The sequence below is a fragment of the Vibrio scophthalmi genome (assembly GCF_040869025.1).
Classification (GTDB): domain Bacteria; phylum Pseudomonadota; class Gammaproteobacteria; order Enterobacterales; family Vibrionaceae; genus Vibrio; species Vibrio scophthalmi.
This window is the reverse complement of sequence record NZ_CP134272.1, coordinates 317,629-341,596: the sequence shown is the minus strand read 5'-3', so window position 1 is coordinate 341,596 and position 23,968 is coordinate 317,629. Positions and strand designations below refer to the sequence as shown.

The 23,968-nt window shown below is 43.9% G+C and carries 32 protein-coding genes and 1 riboswitch; of the genes, 23 read left to right on the top strand and 9 right to left on the bottom strand.

The features are described 5' to 3' along the window. Window positions 1–32: 32 nt before the first annotated feature. The 4 genes from RJD38_RS16520 (at window position 33) to RJD38_RS16505 (ending at window position 1,868) form a co-directional block, all read left to right on the top strand. A complete protein-coding gene (locus RJD38_RS16520; protein ID WP_223296376.1) occupies window positions 33–443 on the top strand; it encodes a lysozyme inhibitor LprI family protein in 411 nt (136 codons plus the stop codon). Between the two features lie 48 nt (window positions 444–491). Further along, the gene (locus tag RJD38_RS16515; RefSeq protein WP_065546629.1) at window positions 492–917 is read left to right on the top strand and encodes a VOC family protein; all 426 of its coding nucleotides are present in this window, start codon (window positions 492–494) and stop codon (window positions 915–917) included. Between the two features lie 21 nt (window positions 918–938). Further along, a complete protein-coding gene (locus tag RJD38_RS16510) occupies window positions 939–1,424 on the top strand; it encodes a hypothetical protein (protein WP_231893178.1) in 486 nt (161 codons plus the stop codon). Window positions 1,425–1,490: 66 nt separating this feature from the next. Further along, window positions 1,491–1,868 (top strand): DUF4087 domain-containing protein, encoded by a 378-nt coding sequence (locus RJD38_RS16505; RefSeq protein WP_009388140.1) that lies wholly within the window; start codon window positions 1,491–1,493, stop codon window positions 1,866–1,868. A gap of 123 nt (window positions 1,869–1,991) precedes the next feature. Here RJD38_RS16505 and RJD38_RS16500 read toward each other — a convergent pair whose 3' ends face one another. Together RJD38_RS16500 and RJD38_RS16495 are read right to left on the bottom strand one after the other, a co-directional pair. Beyond that, window positions 1,992–2,333, bottom strand: a complete 342-nt coding sequence (locus tag RJD38_RS16500) for a thiamine-binding protein (protein ID WP_005600356.1) — start codon at window positions 2,331–2,333, stop codon at window positions 1,992–1,994. 20 nt (window positions 2,334–2,353) lie between these two features. After that, on the bottom strand, window positions 2,354–2,845 hold the full coding sequence (locus tag RJD38_RS16495; protein ID WP_005600358.1) for a peptidylprolyl isomerase: 492 nt from the start codon (window positions 2,843–2,845) through the stop codon (window positions 2,354–2,356). 252 nt (window positions 2,846–3,097) lie between these two features. Between RJD38_RS16495 and RJD38_RS16490 the strand changes: the two genes are divergently transcribed. Further along, a complete protein-coding gene (locus tag RJD38_RS16490; protein WP_065546627.1) occupies window positions 3,098–3,499 on the top strand; it encodes an NUDIX hydrolase in 402 nt (133 codons plus the stop codon). 83 nt (window positions 3,500–3,582) lie between these two features. On the opposite strand, the gene RJD38_RS16485 is transcribed toward RJD38_RS16490, so the two are convergent. After that, window positions 3,583–4,044, bottom strand: coding sequence for a hypothetical protein (locus RJD38_RS16485; RefSeq protein WP_005600362.1), 462 nt, complete (start codon window positions 4,042–4,044; stop codon window positions 3,583–3,585). Window positions 4,045–4,208: 164 nt separating this feature from the next. Between RJD38_RS16485 and RJD38_RS16480 the strand changes: the two genes are divergently transcribed. The 3 genes from RJD38_RS16480 to RJD38_RS16470 all read left to right on the top strand — a co-directional run bounded on the left by RJD38_RS16480 (window position 4,209) and on the right by RJD38_RS16470 (window position 5,943). Next, a complete protein-coding gene (locus RJD38_RS16480; protein ID WP_065546626.1) occupies window positions 4,209–4,562 on the top strand; it encodes a hypothetical protein in 354 nt (117 codons plus the stop codon). Between the two features lie 201 nt (window positions 4,563–4,763). Further along, a complete protein-coding gene (locus RJD38_RS16475) occupies window positions 4,764–5,486 on the top strand; it encodes a hypothetical protein (RefSeq protein ID WP_065546625.1) in 723 nt (240 codons plus the stop codon). After that, a complete protein-coding gene (locus tag RJD38_RS16470) occupies window positions 5,440–5,943 on the top strand; it encodes a hypothetical protein (protein WP_367971663.1) in 504 nt (167 codons plus the stop codon). Before RJD38_RS16475 ends, RJD38_RS16470 begins: the two co-directional genes overlap by 47 nt. A gap of 75 nt (window positions 5,944–6,018) precedes the next feature. On the opposite strand, the gene RJD38_RS16465 is transcribed toward RJD38_RS16470, so the two are convergent. From RJD38_RS16465 to RJD38_RS16455, 3 genes are read right to left on the bottom strand one after another with little or no spacing between them, the layout of a single operon-like run. Beyond that, window positions 6,019–6,663, bottom strand: coding sequence for a lysophospholipid acyltransferase family protein (locus tag RJD38_RS16465; protein ID WP_065546623.1), 645 nt, complete (start codon window positions 6,661–6,663; stop codon window positions 6,019–6,021). A gap of 8 nt (window positions 6,664–6,671) precedes the next feature. Next, window positions 6,672–7,604, bottom strand: coding sequence for a phosphatidate cytidylyltransferase (locus tag RJD38_RS16460; RefSeq protein WP_065546622.1), 933 nt, complete (start codon window positions 7,602–7,604; stop codon window positions 6,672–6,674). Further along, window positions 7,597–8,322 (bottom strand): CDP-alcohol phosphatidyltransferase family protein, encoded by a 726-nt coding sequence (locus tag RJD38_RS16455; RefSeq protein WP_065546621.1) that lies wholly within the window; start codon window positions 8,320–8,322, stop codon window positions 7,597–7,599. The genes RJD38_RS16460 and RJD38_RS16455 overlap by 8 nt, the downstream gene beginning before the upstream one ends. Window positions 8,323–8,814: 492 nt before the next feature. On the opposite strand from RJD38_RS16455, the gene RJD38_RS16450 reads away from it, so the two are divergent. The 8 genes from RJD38_RS16450 to RJD38_RS16415 all read left to right on the top strand — a co-directional run bounded on the left by RJD38_RS16450 (window position 8,815) and on the right by RJD38_RS16415 (window position 14,030). Next, window positions 8,815–9,174: a hypothetical protein gene (locus RJD38_RS16450; protein ID WP_005600375.1), complete on the top strand. Its 360-nt coding sequence runs from the start codon at window positions 8,815–8,817 to the stop codon at window positions 9,172–9,174. Between the two features lie 65 nt (window positions 9,175–9,239). Further along, the gene (locus RJD38_RS16445; protein WP_065546620.1) at window positions 9,240–9,701 is read left to right on the top strand and encodes a hypothetical protein; all 462 of its coding nucleotides are present in this window, start codon (window positions 9,240–9,242) and stop codon (window positions 9,699–9,701) included. Then, a complete protein-coding gene (locus RJD38_RS16440) occupies window positions 9,698–10,087 on the top strand; it encodes a hypothetical protein (RefSeq protein WP_065546619.1) in 390 nt (129 codons plus the stop codon). The genes RJD38_RS16445 and RJD38_RS16440 overlap by 4 nt, the downstream gene beginning before the upstream one ends. 9 nt (window positions 10,088–10,096) lie before the next feature. After that, window positions 10,097–10,438, top strand: a complete 342-nt coding sequence (locus RJD38_RS16435; RefSeq protein ID WP_065546618.1) for a hypothetical protein — start codon at window positions 10,097–10,099, stop codon at window positions 10,436–10,438. Then, window positions 10,435–10,935 carry a lysozyme inhibitor LprI family protein gene (locus RJD38_RS16430; protein WP_065546617.1) on the top strand — a complete coding sequence of 167 codons (501 nt, stop codon included), beginning with the start codon at window positions 10,435–10,437 and terminating at the stop codon, window positions 10,933–10,935. The genes RJD38_RS16435 and RJD38_RS16430 overlap by 4 nt, the downstream gene beginning before the upstream one ends. A gap of 73 nt (window positions 10,936–11,008) precedes the next feature. Beyond that, complete coding sequence (locus RJD38_RS16425) at window positions 11,009–11,401, top strand: hypothetical protein (protein WP_367971662.1); 393 nt, start codon at window positions 11,009–11,011, stop codon at window positions 11,399–11,401. 62 nt (window positions 11,402–11,463) lie between these two features. Then, window positions 11,464–13,368, top strand: coding sequence for a hypothetical protein (locus RJD38_RS16420; RefSeq protein ID WP_231893176.1), 1,905 nt, complete (start codon window positions 11,464–11,466; stop codon window positions 13,366–13,368). Window positions 13,369–13,604: 236 nt separating this feature from the next. After that, window positions 13,605–14,030 carry a hypothetical protein gene (locus RJD38_RS16415; protein ID WP_009388123.1) on the top strand — a complete coding sequence of 142 codons (426 nt, stop codon included), beginning with the start codon at window positions 13,605–13,607 and terminating at the stop codon, window positions 14,028–14,030. 132 nt (window positions 14,031–14,162) lie between these two features. Here RJD38_RS16415 and RJD38_RS16410 read toward each other — a convergent pair whose 3' ends face one another. Then, window positions 14,163–14,438, bottom strand: coding sequence for a nitrogenase-stabilizing/protective protein NifW (locus tag RJD38_RS16410; RefSeq protein WP_009388122.1), 276 nt, complete (start codon window positions 14,436–14,438; stop codon window positions 14,163–14,165). Between the two features lie 281 nt (window positions 14,439–14,719). On the opposite strand from RJD38_RS16410, the gene RJD38_RS16405 reads away from it, so the two are divergent. Then, a complete protein-coding gene (locus tag RJD38_RS16405) occupies window positions 14,720–16,396 on the top strand; it encodes a DUF342 domain-containing protein (protein WP_065546615.1) in 1,677 nt (558 codons plus the stop codon). An 83-nt stretch (window positions 16,397–16,479) separates the two neighbouring features. Here RJD38_RS16405 and RJD38_RS16400 read toward each other — a convergent pair whose 3' ends face one another. Further along, complete coding sequence (locus RJD38_RS16400) at window positions 16,480–17,040, bottom strand: TetR/AcrR family transcriptional regulator (RefSeq protein WP_367971661.1); 561 nt, start codon at window positions 17,038–17,040, stop codon at window positions 16,480–16,482. 88 nt (window positions 17,041–17,128) lie between these two features. On the opposite strand from RJD38_RS16400, the gene RJD38_RS16395 reads away from it, so the two are divergent. The 4 genes from RJD38_RS16395 (at window position 17,129) to RJD38_RS16380 (ending at window position 20,594) form a co-directional block, all read left to right on the top strand. After that, window positions 17,129–17,662: a dihydrofolate reductase family protein gene (locus RJD38_RS16395; RefSeq protein ID WP_065546613.1), complete on the top strand. Its 534-nt coding sequence runs from the start codon at window positions 17,129–17,131 to the stop codon at window positions 17,660–17,662. A 485-nt stretch (window positions 17,663–18,147) separates the two neighbouring features. Next, window positions 18,148–18,873 carry an IclR family transcriptional regulator gene (locus RJD38_RS16390; RefSeq protein ID WP_005600395.1) on the top strand — a complete coding sequence of 242 codons (726 nt, stop codon included), beginning with the start codon at window positions 18,148–18,150 and terminating at the stop codon, window positions 18,871–18,873. Between the two features lie 5 nt (window positions 18,874–18,878). Further along, on the top strand, window positions 18,879–19,712 hold the full coding sequence (locus tag RJD38_RS16385) for an arginase (protein ID WP_065546612.1): 834 nt from the start codon (window positions 18,879–18,881) through the stop codon (window positions 19,710–19,712). 729 nt (window positions 19,713–20,441) lie between these two features. Then, window positions 20,442–20,594, top strand: coding sequence for a hypothetical protein (locus RJD38_RS16380; protein ID WP_197497799.1), 153 nt, complete (start codon window positions 20,442–20,444; stop codon window positions 20,592–20,594). Window positions 20,595–20,679: 85 nt separating this feature from the next. Here the strand turns inward: RJD38_RS16380 and RJD38_RS16375 are convergent, their stop codons facing one another. Further along, window positions 20,680–21,576 (bottom strand): LysR family transcriptional regulator, encoded by an 897-nt coding sequence (locus tag RJD38_RS16375; protein ID WP_065546611.1) that lies wholly within the window; start codon window positions 21,574–21,576, stop codon window positions 20,680–20,682. Between the two features lie 292 nt (window positions 21,577–21,868). Further along, a riboswitch (TPP riboswitch) is annotated at window positions 21,869–21,967 on the top strand. A 113-nt stretch (window positions 21,968–22,080) separates the two neighbouring features. Here RJD38_RS16375 and thiD point away from each other — a divergent pair. Both thiD and RJD38_RS16365 read left to right on the top strand, forming a co-directional pair. After that, window positions 22,081–22,935, top strand: coding sequence for a bifunctional hydroxymethylpyrimidine kinase/phosphomethylpyrimidine kinase (thiD, locus tag RJD38_RS16370; protein WP_065546610.1), 855 nt, complete (start codon window positions 22,081–22,083; stop codon window positions 22,933–22,935). 204 nt (window positions 22,936–23,139) lie between these two features. Next, window positions 23,140–23,895: a phosphatase PAP2 family protein gene (locus RJD38_RS16365; protein ID WP_005597691.1), complete on the top strand. Its 756-nt coding sequence runs from the start codon at window positions 23,140–23,142 to the stop codon at window positions 23,893–23,895. The last annotated feature ends 73 nt before the right edge of the window (window positions 23,896–23,968 follow it).

Genomic DNA, 23,968 nt, shown 5'->3' with positions numbered 1-23,968 from the left:
ATAGCTATTAGTTAAACCTATTAGGAAATTCAGTGAAAAAAGTCGTTATGTGCCTTTCTGTGGCACTGCTTAGTATGCCTGCTTTGTGTACGGAATCCTCTTCCAATGAGATGGAAGATCCATGCACAGTGGCCGGTGGGGGGGCAATGGCCGGGTATTTATGCGTAGAGCAGAAAATGCAAGAAGCCGATAAAGCATTGAATGCTAGCTACCAACAAGCCATTAAAAGAATTACGGCGGAAGAGGAATGGGCTAACGCCGAGTTAGTTGCACCATTTCGAGCTGCGCAAAGAGCATGGCTAAAATTTCGTGATACCGAATGTGAATTTTATGGCCTCTCTACGGGAGCCAATGGTGGCTGGACTGGCGTACAAATTGAAGAGTGCAAACTGGCAATGACCGAAGAGCGCACGAAATACTTCAATAGCGTCTTTTACCTTTAATTATTGTCGCTGTAATTTCGCCACCTCTTGCCTGTAAGGGAAGTATTAATGGAAATAAGCCATCTTGATCATCTAGTGATCACCGTAAAAGATATCCCAACCACGATCAATTTCTATCAAAACGTATTGGGAATGAGTGTGGTGGAATTTGGCGCAGGCCGTTTTGCATTGGCTTTTGGTCAGCAAAAGATTAACTTGCACCAACGCGGGCAAGAATTTGAACCGAAAGCTGAGTCAGTGCAAGTGGGCAGCAGCGATTTGTGCTTTATTACCAAAACCAGATTGATGGATGTGGTTACTCATATTGAGCAACAAGGTGTGGCGATTATCGAAGGGCCGATAGAGCGTACTGGTGCGATGGGCAAAATAGTGTCGATTTATATTCGCGATCCGGACGGTAATCTGATTGAGCTGTCTAATTATTTACACCACGGTAAGGATTCGCGTGATGGCAATAATGAGCCGTCGAAATAATCAACTTAAAGTCGTGAATTCATGAATACAATAATAAAAGTGTGCATGCCACTTGGTTTTGCGTTTCTACCGTTAACGACTGCGGCGGAAAGTTTATGTCCGGCAACCGAACAAGCGGTGTTTTCTTGTGAGATTGGTACAAAGGCAGTGGCTGCGTGTGTGGCTGACGATGGCAAGGTGAGTTACCGCTATGGCACGCAAACCAAGCTTGAGTTACAACTCGATGAGCCAGTGTTAAGCACTAGTGGTTGCTCTGGTGGTGGAACATCTCGGCTTCGTTTTGCTAACGGCGATTACAGCTATATCGTTTATGACGTGATGTGCAATGCAGAAAAAATTGGTCCTGCTCAATGGAGTAAAACCGATTATGCTGGTTTGATGGTATTGAAAGGCAATAAGTTACTCGCCAATAAAGAATGCACTGACTATTCCGCCGGAATCCTTGGGGTCAATACCAGCAAATTGCGCCATGTGAAGAAAGAAGAATATAACTATGATTTGCTCTAGTCTTACGACGATGTGGACGATGATAGAAACAGTAACCGGGTAAAACAGAGTCAAAAGGATGGAGTAATGAGGGCTTGGGCTTTAGGTTTGGTTGTACTGGCTTCATGCCAAGTGGGTGCGGCAGAGATGCGTTGTGGTTGGTTTGATAATTCGACCCCGGGCAATATGTCATTATTGGATCGTGACGGTAGCTGGAACATTTCCGTGCAAGGTGGTGAAGCGGTTGATGATGACTCTATGGCGATTGTTAGCCAAGTCACCGAGAACCAAGATGAGTTTGTACGGACTAATCGCAATAATGGTTTTAGTTGCGCCTGTTTAACGGTGGATAGCGATATCGAGAGTTTTACGATTGTAAAAATTCATCAAGCGAAACAATTGTTGTTAAAGCAATGTTTGGAAGATATCCATATTACCCCACACATTCCATTACCGTTTAAATAGTGCAACAGCCGCCAAGAGCGATGAACGTTATCGATGCTCATCGATCTTGGCAACAAAGCTCATTTATTCAATCGCTTAGCGAGTTATAAACTGGGCTATTGATAAACTGAGCCATTTACAAATTTAGCTATTCACAAACATGTGATTGGCTTTGGTGACGCCTCGATCATAAGTACAAAACGTATCAGTTGCAGCTTCAGTTTTGCTGTGGATCTTGATGTTGGTGATCACTTCCAGTGCGCCCGCGTCATAACACGCTTGTTGAGCGTTTTTCACGATCTCAAGTAAATGGTTTAGCTCACCTTTCATGGTGGTTTCCATGGCGCCTACTTGGTATGGCACATTGGCGGCTTTGACCACCTCAATCGCTTTATCAACCACTTCAAAGTTATTGCCCTCTTTAAGGCGAGGGATCACTTGAAAAGCGACAAATACATCTTTGACGATAGGATTTTGAACGGACATGTCTCTTTATCTCACCTAGATTATTTGATGGTTACTTTGGTGATCGTAATGGTATCAAGTGGTACATCGTCATGGCCTTTCTTGGTGCCAGTGAGCACCTTGCCAATGTTATTCACAACATCCATCCCAGCAGAGACTTTACCAAATACCGCGTAGCCCCAACCTTGATTGGTGGTACCAGTATGGTCAAGGAAATCGTTGTCATCTAGGTTGATGAAAAACTGAGCCGTAGCCGAATGCGGAGCATCAGTGCGAGCCATCGCAATCGAACCGATAGTGTTTTTTAGGCCGCGATTTGCTTCATTGACGATAGGATCACGAGTCTCTTTTTCACGCATATCTTCCGTATGGCCGCCGCCTTGGATCATAAAGCCGTCGATAACACGGTGGAAAATCGTGCCTTCATAAAACCCATCTTCACAGTATTTTAGAAAGTTTTTTGAACTGACAGGGGCTCTCTCCATGTTTAGTTCAATCTCAATATCACCAAAATTAGTGGTAAAAACAATCATGTATTGGCTCTTATAGTGTTGGGATAAATAATCTCAATCTTAATCAATTCTTGTTGATTACGGATGCCGAATCTCTTCGTGATCAAGATTGGTATGGGCAGTTTTTGAAGTATACGCATTATCGCGCTGAGATACTCGTACTGCGTGGTGATTCACACATAGTTGGTGAGCGAGTAACTTAATCAAAAAGGTGTGATAACACCAATACATTGTTAAAATTCAAATCATTAAAAATTCTTGTTGAGGTGATCAGTGACTAAAGTGATTGATAAATTAGCATGGTTCCATGTGCGTGATGGCAAGGTGCTTGCGGTGCGTTCACGAGGAAAAGAGTTGTTCTATCTGCCCGGTGGTAAACGTGAACAAGACGAAAGCGATGAGCAAGCGCTGGTTCGTGAAATTAAAGAAGAATTGGCGGTCGATCTGCATCCAAGCAGTATCAAGTATGCAGAGACGTTTACCGCTCAAGCCGATGGTAAAGCGGAGGGGGTTTCAGTTCAGCTTACCTGTTATTTCGCCGATTTTAGCGGTGAGATGAGCCCTGAAGCTGAAATTGAAGAGCTGAAGTTGGTCGCAATGGAAGATAAATCGGTCTGCTCATTGGCGTTGCTAGTGGCAATGGATTGGCTGGTAGAACAACAATTGATTGGCTAGAACCGTCAACTTGTTATAAGAACAGACGCTGGCTGTCTGTTCTTGCTTGGTGTTGATTTTAATCGGATTACGGATAGGGCGTTTTAGGATTTAGTACAATTTACCTTACGTTGAAACTCTGCTCGCCCTTGAACTTCTTTCTCTAATCGCGCTTCGAAGTGCGACCAAATTTCCACCATCCGTGTTTTATAACCTTGGTATTGCGCATCGGCACACGCCGCGTAGTGCTGTGGTTGATCCAATAAGTTCGCTCGCACTTGTGGACGAAACGGATCGTTAGCATTGGCTAAAAATCGTTGGTAGCGAGTTTCATACGCGCGGAAATTATCGATAAATAAGTCGTTACCAATATATTGATCAAGTTTGAGGGTACTGCGGCCTTGATATCCATCATTAAAACACCCTCTGATCAGCAATTCTTGCTTTGAGGGTGAGGGCTGTTCTGACAATGGCTGTTCTGACGACTGAGTAGGCTGTTGTTCGGCCAGTGCATGGCCAGTGAATCCAGTCAGTAATAGCAAGGCTAATGGTAAAGGGTTCATCATAGTAGCGAGTATTTTATTCCGTTGATAGCAATTCAGAGATTGTAACTGAGCGATTAAGTGCGCATTTACTGATTTGACACAGTTACGAGTGAGCCCCAATTTATGAGATTATTGTTTGTATCGTTTGCCTTTCAATGGGCGTTTAAAAATAGAGGGAATGATTAATGAAATACGCTTGTTGCGCCGTTGCCATTATATTATTGAGCAGCATGTTAAGCACTAACGTGAGCGCTGGCTGTGGCCTACTGAGCACTCTGTGTTTGGTGATAAAACAAGGCCAAGAAAGCACGGAATCATGCGAGATTACCCTGTGTGCCAATACCAACGAGTACATTGCTGATTGGGCGTTGGCTAATGGTGGTTCGGTTTCGGAACGCTCAGATAGCGAATCACGCCAGATTAAGGTCAATGATCAGCCCGGTATGTCATTGCCAGAAAGTATTTTAAAATCAGGACTCACCTGTTACGCCACTGATGACTCCCAAGTAATCTATTGTGGCAAAGAGGTGTGGTTGTAGTGAAAGTCGCTGCGTTTGTGCAAAAAATTAAAACACAGTTCTAGCTATATTGTTGTAATTACATACTATTGCTGCCTTACCGAGATGACAGATCAACGTATTCTGGTGCTGCAAAAGCTTCAGATCTAAGATCTTCCTCTGTTCCATACAGATAAAAAATTGTCTTTTCGATCATTGTTAACTATTTCGGAAGCCCGATAAATGAACAAGTGTTGTACTGCTATCTCAGTGTTGTTAGTCAGTGGTTTTACGTCGTTTTGTTACGCTGAATCAGATTTGGTTGTGTTCGAATTTTCGCCAATTAGCAGCGAGCAATACCAAGCTTTAGTTCAAAATAAAGTGGCATACGCTCAGCCGAAACTGGTCGAAATAAAAGATTCGAAGAGTGCTTATGCAATGCTCGGCAAGCGCATCAATGTTACCCAAGAGCCTGTGGAGAACGCAGATTGGATTCGAGAAACTCTAAATATTTACAACACGAAAGGTGAGAGTCTCTATCAGCTTGAAGACTTTGAGACCTGTGGTTTTGAAGCTTTCTATCCGCAAGAGCAGTTACTTTCTTTTGTTTGTGGTCATGAATCTGATTGGCTGGTTTCAACTCTTACGGGTGAAGAGATAGAGGAAAACCCACAAGATCGTGAGACTTCGCCTGATGGTCGTCATCGCATCAGTGGTTACTATAACGGCCAAGAATCAAGCGCGTTTTTACAGAGCTATGATGAAGGTCAATGGCGTACGCCGGAAGTGACGATTCGCTTATCACCAACCGTTGAACTAAAGCCTGAACAAGAACCTTATCGTCAAGAATGGTTGTTTGCTTTGATGGGAGAAAAGCACTGGCTTAGCAATGATCGTTGGATCTTCTACAGTCACAGTTATGATCAGTATTTTGATATGCGAATGGTTGATACACAGCATGATTAGTCGTGGTTTGCTTGCTGTGAAAAAGACGTTTGTAGCCGGGTTAATTTCTTTATCGGCGTTCGCAGCAAGTCCTTCCGTTTTCGCTAATACGTTGTTTTATTGCCAGACTCAAAGTGGTAAACAGGTCGAAGTGCAAGATTTTGGCAGTATTATCCATTATCGATTTGGTGAAAAGCTGGTGGAAGCAGAATTGCAACTGACGGTTTCTCGCGATCTAGCGTCTACCTATCAATGGATTGGAGCAGGTTCAAACGAGTATTACTCTGTTTCAATACCTAATCCATCCGCGCAAAACGCGATTGTTTATCGGGTATTTACGTCACGAGAGCGCAAGCCTGATGGCAAAATGGAATCGGGGATTGATGTGCTTTCTCAGGGTAAAATAATGGCGACGATCTTGTGCCAGAATGAGAGCGTTTACGAGCAATTAATCGGTGTCGATCTGCCAGTGGAATAACAGTGCATAATAAACGAGAAAAGGGCGTGATTGGATAATTCAATCGCGCCCTTTTTTGTTATGTTTAGTGAACGTTTATTCTTCGTAGTGAGTCACAATGCACGCTTGTGCTAACTGTTGGTATTGTGCCTGCATAGTCATCAGAAACTCATCCGCATCGGTAAATTTCTCAATCGGTGCTCCCAGTACCACATCACAGTTAAAGGGGACAAACATCGCCGTGCCTTTGGGTAGCGCTCGGCCTAATCCGCGCATCACCACCGGAATGACAGGGCAGGACTGATGTTCGTTAACCAAGTGATAGATGCCCTTTTTTAGTCCGCTCATGGTTTCAGGTTCGCCACGGCTACCTTCCGGAAAGATGATCAAGATGTCGCCTTGATTAAGCGCTTTATGGCACTCATCAAACACTGCGTGACGATCACTTTTACTTGGTGAGCGATGGATGGGAATGATGCCCAATACATTGAGTGATAACCACGCTGAGATTTTGTTTTTGAGAAAGTAATCCGCCGCCGCTACAGGCCGTACTTTGTGCACCATGCTGATAGGAAACAATGCCAATAGCACCAAGGTATCGAGATGACTGTTGTGATTGGCAGCCACCACCATTGGGCCATTGAGCGGCAGGTTCTGCCGATTAATGATGTTAAGGCCTAAGCCAACAAACACGAGTGGCTTTACAAACAGTAAGACGAACAGAATTTTGAATATCTTCATGTCGTGCCCTAGTAGTAAAGATAATAGATGTAATGGAAGAACAACGGCGCGGTAAACATCAAGCTATCAATGCGATCCAAAATACCGCCATGGCCAGGGATAAACTGGCTGGTATCTTTGATTTGTAAGTCGCGTTTGACCGACGAAATCACCAAATCACCAATAAAGCCACTGAAGGCAATGATCATCCCTGCCACCAGTCCCTGCACAGAGGTAAGCGGTGTTAGATATGGGGCCACAAAATAGCTGGTGATGATGATAGTAGCCGCACCACCTATAAAGCCTTCCCAGGTTTTATTCGGGCTGACCTTCGGTACAATTTTGTGTTTGCCAAAGCTCTTACCCCATACGTATTGGCAAACATCATTAAACTGAGTGAAGACCAATAAGAACAGCAGCATGCCCATAGACCCTGCCTCTGGATTCTTGCTCGGTAATACCAATAGATAGGCCATGTGGCTGACGCAAAATACCGTCAGCATCAACGCCCAGTGAATGATGCCTGCCGAACGGATAAAACCTTTGGTATCACCAATCAACACCGCAACCATCGGAAGATAGAGGAACATGTAGACTGGAATAAAGATGATGTACATGCCATACCAGCCGATCGACAACCAATAGTATTGGAATGGGATCGAGAGATAAGCCCAGAAGATCACGCGTCGATCTGTCATGCGAGTTGGTACGATGGAGAGGAACTCTTTTAGCGCCATAAAACTTAAGAAGGCGACAAAGATCAGCGTGTATTGGGTAGGTAGATAGAGCACGACAAAGACGATACCGATCATCCACCACCAAGAGCGAATACGCAGTTTTAGTTCGTGGTAATCCTTGGTTGGATTACGGCGTGATAAATAGAGATAAACCAAGGTGCCAATCACGAGTATGAGCGTGATGGCTGCCATCATATGCAGCGAATGAGTTGGGATACTAGTCATGTGTTTTCTCGTTCAATGGTTCGCTTAACGGCTCACTGGCGGCGACTGACGCGGCTTGTGCTTGTTGCTCTTTGGTCGTGAAAATAAACGCCAGTCGACGCCAACAGGTAAAGGCGCACCCGATCACCATGGTTGCCAGAGCGATGTCCATCAGATAAAGCCCAACATTTGGCAGCAAATCAAACCACTGGTTAATCGCCATCACTAATAACGTCACGGTGAGGAGTGCCATTCGATGTTGTTTGGCCATTGGCCCACGAAAATCGGCCGGGCAATCCATGCTGACTCCCAATACGCGAATATAAGCTGACAGTACCGCCAGTAGTGCTGCAACCCAAGCTAGTGGCATGGCAAACGCGGAGTAGGCCACCAGACCTGCTGCAACTATCAATAGTGGATCAGCGATGCGATCCGGCACATCGTTAAACAGCTCTCCTGCTGGGGTTTTCTTACCGCCTTCTACCGCCACCATGCCATCGAAAAGATTGCACAGTAAACGCATTTGAATCATAAGAGCAAACAACACCAACCAAACTGGCGCCGGCCAGAAGTGATAACCAGCCGCAAAAGCGAAGCCAACCACGGCAAAGACAATACTCATGAGCGAGATTTGGTTAGGGGTGATGTTTTTTTGGCTCAGCCAAACCGCAATACGTTTGGTGATAGAAATATTACGCACTGCGAGAGGGCGGCGATTAGACTCTTCTTGATTTTCCATGCAGCCAATGTCCTTGAATGAATTTGGTTGCATTATAACGACTCTGCGCCATTAATGAATAATGTAATAACAGTTTGATTTGTCACCATTCAAACTGCGTGTGACCTGTCAAATTCCGTCTACCTTGTCTGCTCTATTTGTGTAAAATAATCAAAATAAGCAATGGATTTTACCTAGTTATTGGGCCGATAAATGCATTTCAAGTGTGGCAAGATTGTTTGTGTTCATCAAGAGTTCTATCGCAAGCGTTTGCAAAGCGTGCCTGCTCCACAACATTAAGAAAAACAAGCATTTTGTTTCAACAATATGGCGCGAGATGTATATCAAAAGAGTATGATTTATAGCGAGTGAGGTGAACCTTTTATGAGTGTATCCCTCAAACCAGTCGGCTTACGTTACGGTTATTTAACCAATAGGGTGAGCACAAGTTGTTATTGGTTTCAGGCTTATAGTGAATTGCGAGATAGGCCTTTTGCTCTAGGAAGTAGATTGATGAAAACGTCGCTTTTTTACCACTGCCCAAAATGCGCCGCAGACACTGTTCTGTCGGTAAAACATATCGATAAGATTGGCGGAGATGGTTGTTTTAATTGCCATTCCTGCAATGAGGTGTTGCGCTTAAGTGATCAAGGCATGAAAGTGCTCAATGGTCGACGAGCGGAACTAAAAACGTTGGCACCTTATCAGGCTGGTGGCCTTTTGATGTTAGTGGCTGCCACTGCGATTCATTTCTTGGATGGTATGGCCGCAGATACGTTATTGCTTTGCTATATCATTGCAGTGACGGCAATCTTGAAAGCACACTCTACGTTTTTCCTCGACTCTCACCTTGTATTTCACGAGAACGCCTAGCGCTTGCGCCCAAGGGCTTGAATCATAGTCGTGCTCTCTATTGAGAATAAATTAGTTCGAATGATATGAAGTTTAAAATTGCCGATAAATTTGTAAAGCATAAATACCGAGGCCCGATTTTCATCGCCTTATTGTGGCCGGTACTGATTTCCGCTGGGTCTATATTACTTGGCGGAACCATTCCTCTGGAACCTGTTTTCTACGCGTTCTGTTTTTCTTGCTTTGCCGCCTTGCTTAATTTTCGCGGCGGTCATGCCTTTAGAAAATACGCCGCGCAACATAGCGTAGAGATCACCCCTGAAGGGATGATTTCTCATGAGCCAGATACCGCAGAAACGATGCCATGGGGTAACGTAAAAAGCGTTATCGTCAAAGGCTCTGCGCAAAGGATCAAATCGTTAAAGCTGCTCACTAATAATGGCGCGAGTGCCGATCTGTCGCGATACGCAGATCTAGAGTTGCTATGCACAGAGTTAGAAAAATACGTCGCCGCCGAACAATGGCAATATCGTGGATACAAAAAATGAATAAGGTTGGATTAATCAGTTACTGGCTTATTTGCCTATATGTTATTTCGCAACTGGCGTTGATGAATGAATGGCTCATCTTTGTTGATCTATTGTCATTGACCACGGTTTTAGCTCCGACTATTGCGGCTTGGTTTATCAGGAATAATAGCTCGGTAAGTGACCGTGTAACTTTGTGTGTTAAGGTTTGCTGGTTAAGTGGTGGTTTCATGTTCGTTTATGGCCTAATTTCACTGCTGAGTAATTTCCACAATGATGCCATTGCAATGGCTGCGGGCTTGAGCGTTGCGCTGATCCCTATTATTTACGCCATGATGATAAGTTTACTGTTGGCGCCATTCACGTTCCATTCTTGTCATTCTGTGACGGGTAAACAGGTCGATTAAGGAAAATTGATGTCTGAATCTCAGGGGATAATTGAATTTTTCGCTATGTCAGGTCTCTTGCATATCTTGGCGATTCTCGTGTTGTTGGTTGTTATCGTCATTGTTGTGGTGATCGCCATTTATGCATCGTCAAAATCCAGTAGTAAAAGAGAAATGGTCACGGATGGAGGTGTTAAGCAGAAGGTGATTGAGACGAGTTCTATTAAAGGCCAAGAGTTCATGAGACTGGCTAGCTACTATGACCCTAAATTGCCACAACGAGCGTGTGTGAGTTGTGCCAGTACGATTAGAAAGGGCAAAGCCGTTTGTGCTCAATGTGGCGCTTTATCTGTCGCGCAGCGCTCATCATGAATAAATTTTTATCGCTAGCACTGTTTATATTTTCTTGTGCCAGCCAAGCCAATGAGTTTGTCGAAAAGCCGATTGAGCATTTTCAGCCGTTAGCCGAATTTGCGAGTGTTGCTGATTATGAACGGCCAATTGCTGAGTACGTACAAACCTGCTTAGACAATAGCTTTGGCGGTTCACTGTCACTGCGCTGTTTCGTGGCTGATGAGTTGTGGGATAAAGAGCTTAATTATTACTACCGATTACTTTATCGAAGTTTAGATTCAGAGGGTAAGGCGGAACTTAAAACCAGTCAGTTAGCTTGGTTAGCCTCACGCGATCAGAGTATTGAATTTAATCGTCATCTTATCCGCCAGCAATACCCGCAGGCGGGATCTATGTATGTCGCAATTCGTGCACAGGTCGCATCTGATCTATTGGCTCCGCTGATTAAGCAACGAGCCCTGTTACTCAAGCAATGGTTAGAAATATTAGAACAGCAGCCTTTCGAGCCGCTGTGACGTCATGGATATAATTAATTAAGTAAAGAATATGAAACCTTTTATCCCTCTGATCACTTTTCTTTTTGGATGTGTGAGTACCTCCTTACTTGCCAACGATGTGATGGTGGATACGCGTTGTTTTTCCTCCCCTAATGGTAAGATCAACCTTGAGCTAAAAACCTATCTTGATCGAGACATCGGTTGGGTGGGGGGACAAGTACGCTATAAGCAATCTGAAAGTCATATTCCATTGGTATATCAAGGAGAAGAGACGATCAATGAAGTCCCCGATAGACCGTGGGAGTTCAAACATACTTGGTTGGAAATCGTCGACGGTAAAATCAATGGGCGCTATGAGTTCCATAGCCAAGGTGCAGTGATGTGGAATTTACATTACATCCACAGTAGTGGTCGAAGTGTCGATCTCTCTAACCAGTCTTATAACCTTGATGATAACGGACAATGCATCTGGAGTAGCAACTAGCCAACCACTAACAAAGCGTAATCGCCATAAATAACAATAATCGCCATTGAATAGGTCGGATTTTGAAAAATATAATTAAGTCACTTTTTAATCGTTCAGCAATATCGAGCGAAGATGAGTTAGGCATTCAGCATCAGCTTGCAAAAGATACAGAAGAAAACAAAAAAATAGAGCCGCAATATCGTATTCAAACCCAGTGCTTGTATTACGGCGGTGTCGCGCAATTGCAAATTGTTAAGCAGAATGGTCTCAATTCCGAGTTACACAGCCAGTTTGAACTGCAAGGCTGCCAGCAGGATGTGGTATTAACCGAATGGTTGGATAGCACACGTTTTGTTGCGGTTGATAAGATGGGACAAGTTTATATTGCTGCGATTAACGCGCCAGGTAAATTCACGCTAGCGCCGATATTTTCATTCGAGGTATATCCCACCAAAGACGTTTGCTTGCAGGACGGCAAATTGTACTTAGTGGGAGCAAAGAATAGCGGACGTCGTCGAGATAGCCTCCTATTCTCTACTGATCTTAGTATCGCGCTAACACAAACATCGGTAGAGCAATTGAGTGCTGCTCATTTCACCATTGAGCACTATGAAGTACCTTTCCGCTTTGTTGGTGGCAGCATGGTTTATATTGGTCGTGATGAATTTGTTTTCTACCAATTGGGTAAAAAGCGCACTCATCAACTGGTCAGCTTCAATCCAATTACAGCAGCTGTAGAAACCTATGAGCTAGCAGGCAAACTGGCTCCAGATGAGATTCCTATTCGCCATATTTTCTTTCAAGATAAAAAGCATGCCACGCTAATATTGGCCAATGCGGAAACGGTGACATTCGCCAAAGGTGCTGATGACGAAGCTGATGATGCTGAACCATGTTTTGATTTTTCGGTGCAGCTTATCGATTTCAAGCAGAAGAAAACCGTGTGGAATCGCGTTGTACGCTCATTGAGCGCTGAACAAATTTGTGACAAATACGATCGAGAAGAATTGGTTGAATCATTAACTGCTATTGCAGGCGGGGATGTTAGTTCAAGCCACCATGATCAACTACAAACGTTTATTGAGAGTTTAACCTCGGCTACGCTAGCAGAAGATGGCCAGAGTATTTGGCTTGGCTGGCAAGATAACAAAATTCAACAGATATCGCTCAATGGAGAATGCTTAACGCCGCTCTATTCGTTGATACGAGCAGGCAGTGAACGTGGTTTAAGCCTATTTGAGCATGAACCAGTGGTGATCCAAGGCCAAATCGACCAACATTTAATGATTGCCGTTGGTATGGAAGACGATGAGTTTATGTGGCAATGCGATCTTGCTAATACCAATAGCAATACCAATCAACTGCAATGTGCTCAATCACAATTAACACTGACCATACCCAACACGATTGGTGCTGTTCCCGCCACAAGTGGTCAGGTAGATGTACCTTGCCAAGACTTCAATGATGACAATGCGCGTGTAGAGTCGCTGAGAAATCTGCTGGCGCTGATGCCATCATGGCAATCTCACTATGAGCAGAACCTGCGAGATAGGCCGTATGCCACATCATTCTATGTCGCGTTTAACGGCCAGCAAACTTGTGATGTCACGATGAAAAGTGAATACGATGTTTTCCCTTATGCGGCTGGCCACGCAGAGGGCGCGGATCTTATTGCGCAAATTATTGCCCAGTACGCTACTTGGTTATGTAGCGGTGATCTTGTTGGAGCGAAAGGCCATCCCGCATTAGCTGATGCAGTGATGTCTTTGGCCGATAAGCGCCAGTATTTACCCGTCATTGCCGACTATTTCTGTGCGATAGGTAGTCGAGAGCCTGTTAAGCCTTATCACATACATCAAACGTTGCCTGTCATTCGTGAGGTGCATGCCGACACACCAGAGTTGACGGCCTTTATGGCGAAGGTACCTTGGCCATGGAATGATGCGAGCTATAGCGTGCCCAATGTTGGTGATTATGACGATTAACCAACCAGTTGATAAATAGTAAATTATTGCTATAAAAGGACATGGTTTTTACCGTGTCCTTTTTACTTGTTACATTATTAGTAATTCAACTGCTTAAGATGGCGTTAAGCCCGGTTGGGTAGGAGTATAGCGATTTGGCGGCAAGTTTCAGTTTGCGTGTTTAGCGGCTTGATTTAAGATGCAAGACATTGGCATAACGTAATGCCCCTAATGTTGTAATAATAGGAAGGTTAATCATGAAAAAATATCTCACCGCGCTGATGTTAGTTACTGCTTTAACTGGTTGTGATGACGCAAGCAAAGCGATTGAGCAAGCACAAGATGCCGCCAATGACGCCGTAGATAGCCTTCAGGAAAAAATCGAATCGGTGGATCTTGAGTCATTGAACCTTGATCAATTTGGTGAAGCCGCCGAGTCAGCAGAAAAATTGGCTGAATCAGTGCAAGAAGCGTTGACGGTGGATTTTGCTGACCAAAACGCCCTCACTGAAGCGAAAGAGCACATCGCCAATGCGTATGCTTGTTTAGTTGATGTTTCATCAGAATCGACCGCAGAAAAGCTGATGAATAAAGTGATGGAAACCATCAGCAATCAAGAAGCACAATCGTTGATTGAGCGCAGTATTGATAAGGCTAAAGAAGCACAAGAGTGTGTGATGTAACCACCCTGCGTATTTGCTGCTTCAGCGTTGTTGACTACACTCTTCTCACTCTAATCACATAGAGCTCTATGTGATTAGAGATTCGTTTGTTTATCGCCTAGCTGTTGTTGATGATGTTAGGATGATGATGTCTTAACGCCGTTGGCAGGTAGTACATCCTCGGCAGGCTTGCCTTGTGTACTTATCTAAGCGTGAGCGCTGAATCTTACAGTAGGCATTTTTCAATGCTCGACGCGCGGCAAACCAATCTTCTGGTTTTTGCAAAATCAAATAGCCATTAAAGCGTTTCACCAATTGGGTGCCATATTCATTGATGAACTTGCTATCGTACTCAATATCAAAATGATCTAAAGCTTGCTCGATAGAAGTAAAGCTAGCGATGGTTTTTTGAATTTCCGTCTGGCTCATTATAGTATTTCATGCAAGAAGCGTTGTTGCTGGAAAATAGCATATCTTCTTTTTATCTGCTTTGATTTATCCTCGTCCAACCCAGTTTTGTTAGTACCCTTTTTGTCTGAAATTTGCACGAAAATCATAACTAACGATTCGTTACTCGAACCTCTGTCACATCCTCTTACTTTTCTTTGTGTTATTTACCAGACTCAAGCCGGAAAATGCTAGCGCTTTCATACTTCTCTCCAGTGAAGTTCTATACACTGCAAGAGAGTATTTACCAAGGTAGACCGACCATGTGGAAAGATATCGTCTCACTGTCTGACGATAAGCAACAGGTCATTGCTCGCTTACCCAAAGAGATGGAGCTTAAGCGTGATTTTGACCACAAAGGACTTGCCAACGTTTTATCCGATCTCAATGTCGGAGCCTACTTTGTTCTTGAAGAAGAAGTATTGCGTTTTCTCTCCCTTGCCAAAGAAGGAAAATCGGAAGCATTCCACGGTATCGTGGTTGCGGAGGTACGCAACGCGACGGTTGAAGTTTTGGTTACCGATAACGATATGCTCGCTAGCATGGTTGTGACGGGGGCTTACGGCGGTAAGCCGCTACAAGGTCCACAAGTGATCCACGCGCTTGCACGAGCCTCTGTGACCAAAGGCATCAACAAACTCGCGCTAAAAAAGGTGATGGCCGTTAGTCACCAGCTTAAAGCAGGTAAACAGTTCACCCAACCGGTAGCCACCGGCAAAAAACCGATTGAAGGTAAAGATGCGAAGTTCGTTGCCTTGGTGAAAGATGTCTCTAAACAAGTTTTAGCGCCGATTGAAGATGAAACCGGTAAGGTGGATATGCTCAATTTGGGTGAGACCATCAACGTCGCCGCGGGCCAATCTTTGATGCGCCGTGTTCCTCCAACGATGGGCACTCCCGGTTTAACCGTGCAAGGTAAAGTTCTCCCTGCTGGCGACGGTAAAGACGCTCCACTCAAAGAAGGCAAAGGCACGGTGATTTCCGATACCGATCCTAATGTGCTGGTGGCAGCGGTATCTGGTATGCCAATTTTGCATGCTGCGAGTGTGGATGTGGATGAAGTTCTGGTGGTGCAATCGATCGGTGTGGCAACAGGACATGTGAAGTTTAAAGGCAACGTGATTGTACGCGGCAATATCGAATCAGACATGATTGTACGGGCTACGGGCAATATTACGGTGGCTGGCTTTGTGGAATCGGCAGACGTACAGGCGCAAGGCGATATCGAAGTCGCGAAAGGGATCATTGGCCATAATGTCTCTGATAACCAAGCCAAATCATGTCTACTGAAAGCGGGTGGGTCAATCAAAGCCAACTACGCCCAGTTTAGTGAATTGCAGGCCGGTCATGATATCAATTTGACCATCCACTGCATGAATAATGAAATTCGCTGTGGCAACAACTTAACAGTCAGTGATGAGTCTGGCCGTCAAGGGACGTTAAGCGGTGGGCGAACCAAAGTTGGCGGTAAAATTACCTGTGTTAATCTCGGGGTCGAAGGTGATACCCCAACTCACATCCATGCCTTTGCGCGCTATAAAATGCACAAAGAGCGCCAAAATAAATATAAAGAGCACTACCAATTGGCGCAAGAAACCACGATGGATGTCGTGCGCAAAGAGTTAGAATTTAAAAAGCGTCCAAAAGCCGATCGCAGCGAAGAAGAGCAAGATCAGATCGATAAACGTAAATTCTCCGCCAATGCGAACTTGGAAAAAATTAAATATGCTCGTGATAGCCACGAGGCTGAGTTTAATCGCTTGTTAGAAGAGAACGTGGTGAAGGTGACCAATAAAGTCTACTCTCATGTCACGATTCAATTTGGTGAGGATAAAGTGACGACTAAGCGCTCTCATGGGGCGAGTTTTTTCAGTTTTAATCAGTTTGAGATCCGTTGCTCTGCCACGTTAGATGAAGATGCCTTAGCGGAAGATTTTTAGACCACTGACTTGTTTGATTCGTATTTGAAAGCTCTTGTGAATAACAAGAGCTTTTTTATTGTCAGGGAAAAAGTATTAGGGGGTTAGTCTGGTGAAATCGCCGCGCAAATCAGCAAAATCGCCCCTTCACTCATCGTAATATCGAGTGATTCTCGGTCTTGATTGCACTTCATTGCCAATGCAAATCCATGTAGATAATCCACTAAGAGCCCTAATGCATTATTGGTAGTGGTTTCATCGAGCTGTAAAGGCTCTACGACCATCTCAAAGCGCTGAGTGAACAGTTGGGCTGGGCCAAGCGCTTTCATCGACAGCAGTGTTTCTAGCAAGCCATTATAGCGTTGTAGCAATCGTAAATAACTGTGAGATAAGCGTATCAGTTCATTTTGCCACGTTTGGTCTTCTTGAGGCAGGTAAATGTCGTTTATCAAGGAGATGGTTATGGCTTCTAATAGCGCATTCTTATTGTCAAAGTAGTGGTAAATCGCCATCGCATCGACGTTAAGCGCGCTAGCTAAACGGCGAATACTGGGGACTTTGTCATCCTCTCTCATTAAGCTTTTTGCTTGTTCAATGATACTGACGTGGCTCAGTGCGACAGTATCTTTGGCTGGACGACCACGCTTACTACTCTTGACACTCATTTGGATGACTCGCTAAACTCAATTAATTCTACGATGTAGATTTAATTTTAATTTCAATCCAAACAATTAACAAGTATTGGAGATCCTGATGACCAACATCGTCTATATAGCGACCAGCCTTGATGGTTATATTGCAGATAAAGAGAATAAAATCGACTGGCTACATGAGATCCCAAACCCTGACGGCAATGATTTTGGTTTCGCACAGTTCATGACAGAAGTCGATGCTTTAGTGATGGGGCGGAATACGGTGGATATGGTGCTCAGTTTTGACTGTGATTGGCCTTATACAAAACCGGTTTTTGTTTTGAGTCGCACCATGAACTGTGTGCCAGAAGGGTATGAAGATAAAATTTTTCTCATCAATGGGGAGTTGAAAGATGTCGTCGCTGGGCTAAATAGTAAGGGCTACCACAACCTCTACATCGATGGTGGTTTGACGATCCAAAGCTTCTTGCGTGAAGACTTGATTGATGAATTGATCATTACCACGATTCCGATTGTGCTGGGAGGGGGGATTCCTCTGTTTGGTGAGTTACCACGGCCACTGCAATTTAAACATGTAAAATCTGAGCGCTATTTAGATTGTTTGGTGAAAAATCACTTCGTTCGCCAACGTTGAGCGCTTTTGTAGTGAAAGGCGTGTATCAGCTAACTATTTATTAGCAAAGTGGCAATGCTATCAGTAAAGCGACAATGCTATCAGCAAAGCGACAATGTCTAATCGCAGCCAATGATCACTCATTGGCTGTTTTTTTCGTTTAAGGTTTATTTCAAACGATGAGAATCTGCTGACGCTATTCTTATTGAAAAAGAAATGATATCGATAAATTATCATTGAACGATAATCGACGTATACACCACGATAAAACACTAAAAATTGCTATTTGTAGCCAGTTAAATGGCTTAATTGACAGTTTTTCTGCAATTTCTCTCTTGTTTTTGTTCACTATTCGATAGTTTACCGCATGCTAGCTCTCATTTTGTATTTTTAATCATTCTCACCAGTTAAGAAAGTGTGAGCTTTATTGTTTATAGTTTCTCACCATTTAGGAATACAATTTGCGCAACTCTTCTATGAAAAGATAAAACATAAGTGTGAACTCGATGAAGCAGAATTCAGGACAGGTTAACGAGAAGCTATTGCAGCTTTTGATGCAAGTCGCGGTTAACGAAGAACCAGTAACAGCCAAAACGCTGAGTGAGCAGTTAGGAACGCCGATTAGTAGTTTATATCGTCACCTTAAACTACTTAAAGAGTGGAACTTGATTGAGGAAAGTCCGAGTGACAAAACCTTGATCATCGGTCCGGCTGCGTTGTTACTTATGCGTAGCTATGAAACCAGCCAGCATGATTTGGATTCTGTTGATGCGGTGCTTAACCGACTGCAAAAGCAGACAAGTGAGATGGCCGCTTACATGGTTCCCGTTGGCTACCGAGCGTTGTGTGTGAGCCGTAAAGAGAGCATGCAAGCATTGCGTTGTAGTTATGTGCAAGGTCAGAGCCAGCCGTTGCTAAGAGGTGCGTCCTCAAAAGTGATGTTGGCGTTTATGCCGGCGCAACGCCGTGAAAAAATCTTACGCTATTTTGGTGAAGCTCATCGAATTAACGAATGGCAACAGGAGCTTGATGCTATACGTTCGCAAGGTTATGCGATCAGTACATCAGAAATTGATCCCGGCGTATCCGGAATTAGTGCTCCTGTGATGAAAGGATCGAAGTTAATTGGAGCGATCTCCGTGATGGCGCCAGCGCATCGTGTGCTGCAAAACCAACAACGGATCATCCTTCATGTACTTCAAGCGGCAAGGGCACTCCCTCCAGAAAGGTGATTTGTATGTTTGGTCTATTTCGACGTAATAAAAACCACGATCCCGTAGGTGTTTCGACTCATTCAATGGCTTTGATTAGTGCAGCTCAGTTACTTAAGCCAATGAAAACCGTCGAATTTGAAATGGCCGAACAAAGTCTATCTGATGTATTTGAGTGGATGACAGAGCAAAATCATAGCCGCTGGAGCAATGGCGGTCATTTTTTGCTCTCTGATCAAATGGTTGGCCGTTATCAACTCAATCTAAGTCGCTATTTAGGCTCCAACAGTTTACCTGTCGTCTTTACCAATAGTACCGAAACCATACTGCATGCTTTGCCGCTTTTGCATGCGCCCAATAAAGAACTCGGTATTATTCATGTTGGTAATCAATTCGAGAACAAAGCAACGTTAGAACCAGAAATGGGTTCTGCTTATCATTTTGCGTTGGCTCGTTTTAATCAATGTCGTTTATTTTATATCGGCATTGATTCGCGGTTACAGAATGAAAAAACGTTTGAATATGCGGAAGATCTTGGATGTGACTGGCTGACATTGCCTGAATGTGAGTTTAGTCACCGCCTCCAACTCAAGCAACAAGTGAGCAGTTACCTCTCCCATTGCGATGAAGTGGTGCTCAATATTGATTTAGAATCGCTGTGCGCCAAATCTCGCTTGGAAGTTGACCGTAATTTAGATGTGCAAATCGTGACGCGCATTATTCGCCAATGCTTGATTTCGGGTAAGGTCAAGATGGTGCAACTTGTGGGTTGGAAAGATAAGCATGTTTTTGCTAAATCTACGCAAATCATCTTGCAGGAGTTGGCGGGCATGGTGCCAAGCACCGATCAAGTGGCATAGCCATTAACGAGTTATGTAAGTTAGAACGCTTATAAATTCGATTGTGTTTTATACGAGAGAATTGATAGGGGTTATAGAAATACAAAAGCTGGCTAATGAGCCAGCTTCGAGGTCGTTGTAACACACATTACGCAGTTTTATTTACTGCTTTATTCGTATCTTTCCAATATTGGATACGAACGCGGTGTAATTGTGCTTTTCTCATTTTCTTCATGATATTTCCTCACGAAAGCGCGTTCTCATATGAACGCTTTTGAATACAGTTCTTCATGAACCTTTTGAATGTAGCTTTGATTGCTTTATATAGCTAGGACTTTGATCACGTTTTATACTGAAATCTAGTCGTTAAAAGCGGTTAATGTGGATGACATATCACCTTAATATATCTGACAACAAAACGTCAGAAAAATGCCATCAAAATTAAATCCAACAAAAACAAAAGTTTAACATTTTTATTGCCGCTCATTAATATTAAGCATAATTAGTGCCAGTTATTTCTTGAAAGTTTAATGATAGTGATACTGATGAAGTGTGACTAAGGCCAAGTTAACACAAGGGTTTGTGATGAGTTTCTAATCTGAATTAATCCGTTCTCCCATCATCCCAGTTAAAAATATTATTTGGCATAAATTTTGTGATGTTGTATAGAATTTGTTATTCACTTGATTGACTAATCGCTTGAGAGGGCATAAATTAATAGCATATGTCCCACCCAAGAGAGGTAATCCTATGTTTGCATTCGCAATTTTATCCATCGCAATTTGCGTGTTTTTAGTCTCTTGGGTCTGTCATCATGGGCTGCCTATGATGGGCTTACATGTTGATACAGATGATGGATTACTGTTCTCTGAAGTGATTGGAGAAGACGTGCTAGAAGCATAAATTCTTCGATAAGATTTCCTCAGCGAGATAACAAAAAAGAGCCTTAAGGCTCTTTTTTGTTATTTCAATATTGGCTCTAGATCGGTCATGAGCGTTTGAGTGCCTGTTCGATCTCGTCAATCACTGTGACGAAGCGTTTTGGCATGTGTGGGCGCTGCTTAGCGATTAAATATAGTGTCTCGGTAATGGGTTGCTTAGGTTGATAGATTGCGATTTGTTCTTTAAGAGCAAAGTTATCTAAAGCACTGAGTGGCAAAATCGTAAAACCTAGCCCCTTCGCTACGGGCAATAAAATCTGGCTGAGTTGATTGACGTACCCCGTGATGGGGATCTGATCAAAACGTAAGTCAACAAAATCCGGACCATCACTGTGAGCGAAAAACCGAGCCAAATAATGTTCGGCATCAGGGTGATTAATCAAACCGAGTTGTTGTAAATCAGATTTGGTTAAGTCTCCTTGGTATGAATGTTGAGCTGGATACATCAAGCATAAGGGTTCTTCACTCAACGTTTGGCTAAAAATGCGTTTATCGTTAGTTTGGCTCGTAACGATACCCAGATCCGCCATCCCACTTAAAATATCCGCTTTAATCTTTCTGTTTGGCGCCGCTTCTACGTGGGTAATGAGCTTTGGACATTTACATTGTAAATCTAACAGGCGAGGGTAGAGCAGTAACGCAAGCGAGCCCGAGCACGCCAATTTAGTGTTGCCGTGGTAGGCTGAGTCTGGCTCTAGACTTGCCAATAGCTGTGTCTCACGGTTTTGAGACTCCTTGGCATAGTCAAACAGCATTTTGCCTTGCTGAGTAATCTCAAAGCTTTTGTTATTACGCTCAATCAGTGGGTGTCCACATGCTTGCTCCAATTTCTTGATATGCTGACTGACGCCTGGCTGGGTCATAAACAGGCGCTCTGCCGTCCGAGTAAAGTGGCCCGTTTCAATCAGGGTGATAAATGTTTTCAGCCAGAGAGGGTTTAGCATGGGTATCTCACAGGGTTATTGATAGAACGAGTTCGTGATAACAAAAAATTATTAATAAATAGCTAATCATAATCTATCATATTCCACTCTAATCGCGATTTGTTTCATTGGCAAATAAGTCACGACAGCGAACGACGTGGAATCTTGGTTGGACGCTAAGCTGGGTCATTCTGCCCATATTTGTATTCACGTCATAGATTTAATAAAGTTCGACCGTGAGTGACAGAGTGCGCTGCGGCGCACACTTGGCCTTTCTCACTTACCTTATAAGAGCGATTGCTGTTATTATGGACGCTAATAGTCGGGGAGCCCTTGGGGCTGAGATCGCATCGCGAGACCCGTTGAACCTGATTCAGTTAGCACTGACGTAGGGAACTATGCGTCCTTTAGCCTTTCTCTATGAATATGCCTTAACGGCTAAAGTACCCTCACTGATTTATTACTAGTTTTTCCCGCTAGCCATCCAGTGAGTCGGTTCCATACGTTGCGCGTAGGAGTAGACTCATGCCTCAAACACACGCAACATCCATTACCGCCAATGTTGATACTTGCACCCCTATAGTATTGACAATCGCTGGCTCTGACAGCGGTGGTGGTGCGGGTATTCAAGCCGATATTAAAGCCATTTCCGCGACGGGCAGCTATGCATGTTCGGCCATTACTGCCATTACGGCTCAGAACACGCAAGGTGTTTCAGCGATATTCCCGATCCCGTTAGAACATGTCGCTCATCAATTGGATGCAGTATTTAGTGATCTTAATGTTGTGGCAGTAAAAATTGGTATGTTAGCGGATAGCGCCATCATTGATGTCGTGGCGGATAAATTAGAACAATACCAACCTCAATTCACCATTCTTGACCCAGTGATGGTGGCGACTAGCGGCGATTTGCTATTGGCTCGTGAGGCAATTGCGACGCTTAAGCAACGTTTGATCCCGTTAGCAGATCTGATTACCCCCAATCTACCAGAAGGTGCAGCACTGACTGGGTCACCAATACCCCGTGATGAAGAACAAATGGGCAGCATGATTCACTCCCTACGCCAATTAGGTGCCAAAGCCATATTGCTCAAAGGAGGGCATTTAGAGGGGGATGAAAATAGTAATGATCTGTTTATTCAGCCCGTTAGCGTTTCGGTGTTGTATGCGAAACGTATAGCCACCCACAATACTCACGGTACGGGATGCACGCTCTCTGCGGCTATTGCTTCATATTTAGCGCAAGGCGAATCGTTAGAAAGCGCTGTGGCAAAGGCGAAACTCTATATTTCACAAGCGATTGCGTATGCTGATGAGCTGAGCATTGGCCATGGGCATGGTCCTGTGCATCATTTTTTTGCTTACAATCGCGAACGATAAACACATAAAGGCAGGAATTTTCGCCAAATTGACAGCAATTTGATAATTTTTCTACATGGCTTCGGCTAGTATATCGGCAACGGTGACAAGGAGAGGTTCCTTCTCTTTGCCGATCTTTCCCATATCCTCGCCAGTCGAAACGTGACTCCGACGTAATGTCTATGTTCTCGTGAGTGGTTGTTGGTAATCGTTGAGCAGAATTTTATGAAAGAGTATCTTCATGCCAAGCGTTATGGCCTTGCTGTATTGGCAGTATTCCTTTTACTGATAGCGCCGATGACACTATTAGTCAGCCACATTGAGTTATTAGATTCAGTGAGTGACAGTGAGGGGCTGTTTTACAGTGTGCTGACCAATTCTGCTGGTAGCCAAGGTTTCTTAATTACTCTTGCGGTACTACTGCTCTGTAGTTTGACGCTTACTTTGACGCCGAAACAACGTTGGGAAAAGTTATTACAACTCGGCATCATTCTGGTGATTGGCTTTGCTGCCAAAACGGGCCTTAAACATTTTACGGAAAGCCCGCGACCTTATACTGAAGTTCTCACCCATCAACTGCTGATCCCGAAACCATCACATTTCTACCAATTGACGGCCAGTAAACAAGATCAACTGATCGAGCAGGTTTCAACTCAAGTTAGCCCTTGGCGAACTCAACATTGGCTGGGCGAAACCGACTATTCATTTCCATCAGGCCACACAATGTTTGTCGCGATTTGTTTAGTTTGTTTTGGTGGATTGTTGGTTGAACACAAGCGTTATGGATTAGCGGGTATTCTGTTGCTGTGGGGCGTTTGCGTGGCTTATAGTCGTTTGTGGCTTGGCATGCATAGACCGATTGATTTAGTGGGTTCGGTGCTGTTTATTGCTTTGGTTTACGCTGCCATGCCCAATATATCACTTTGGTCTGGAAAGTTATTTGAATGGCTAAAGTTGCACATGCGATTATCGCCGCAGTAATTGTATCCTCAAACGAAAAAGCGAACCTACTTGGTTCGCTTTTTTATTGTAGCAGCTATAAACCACCAGACAA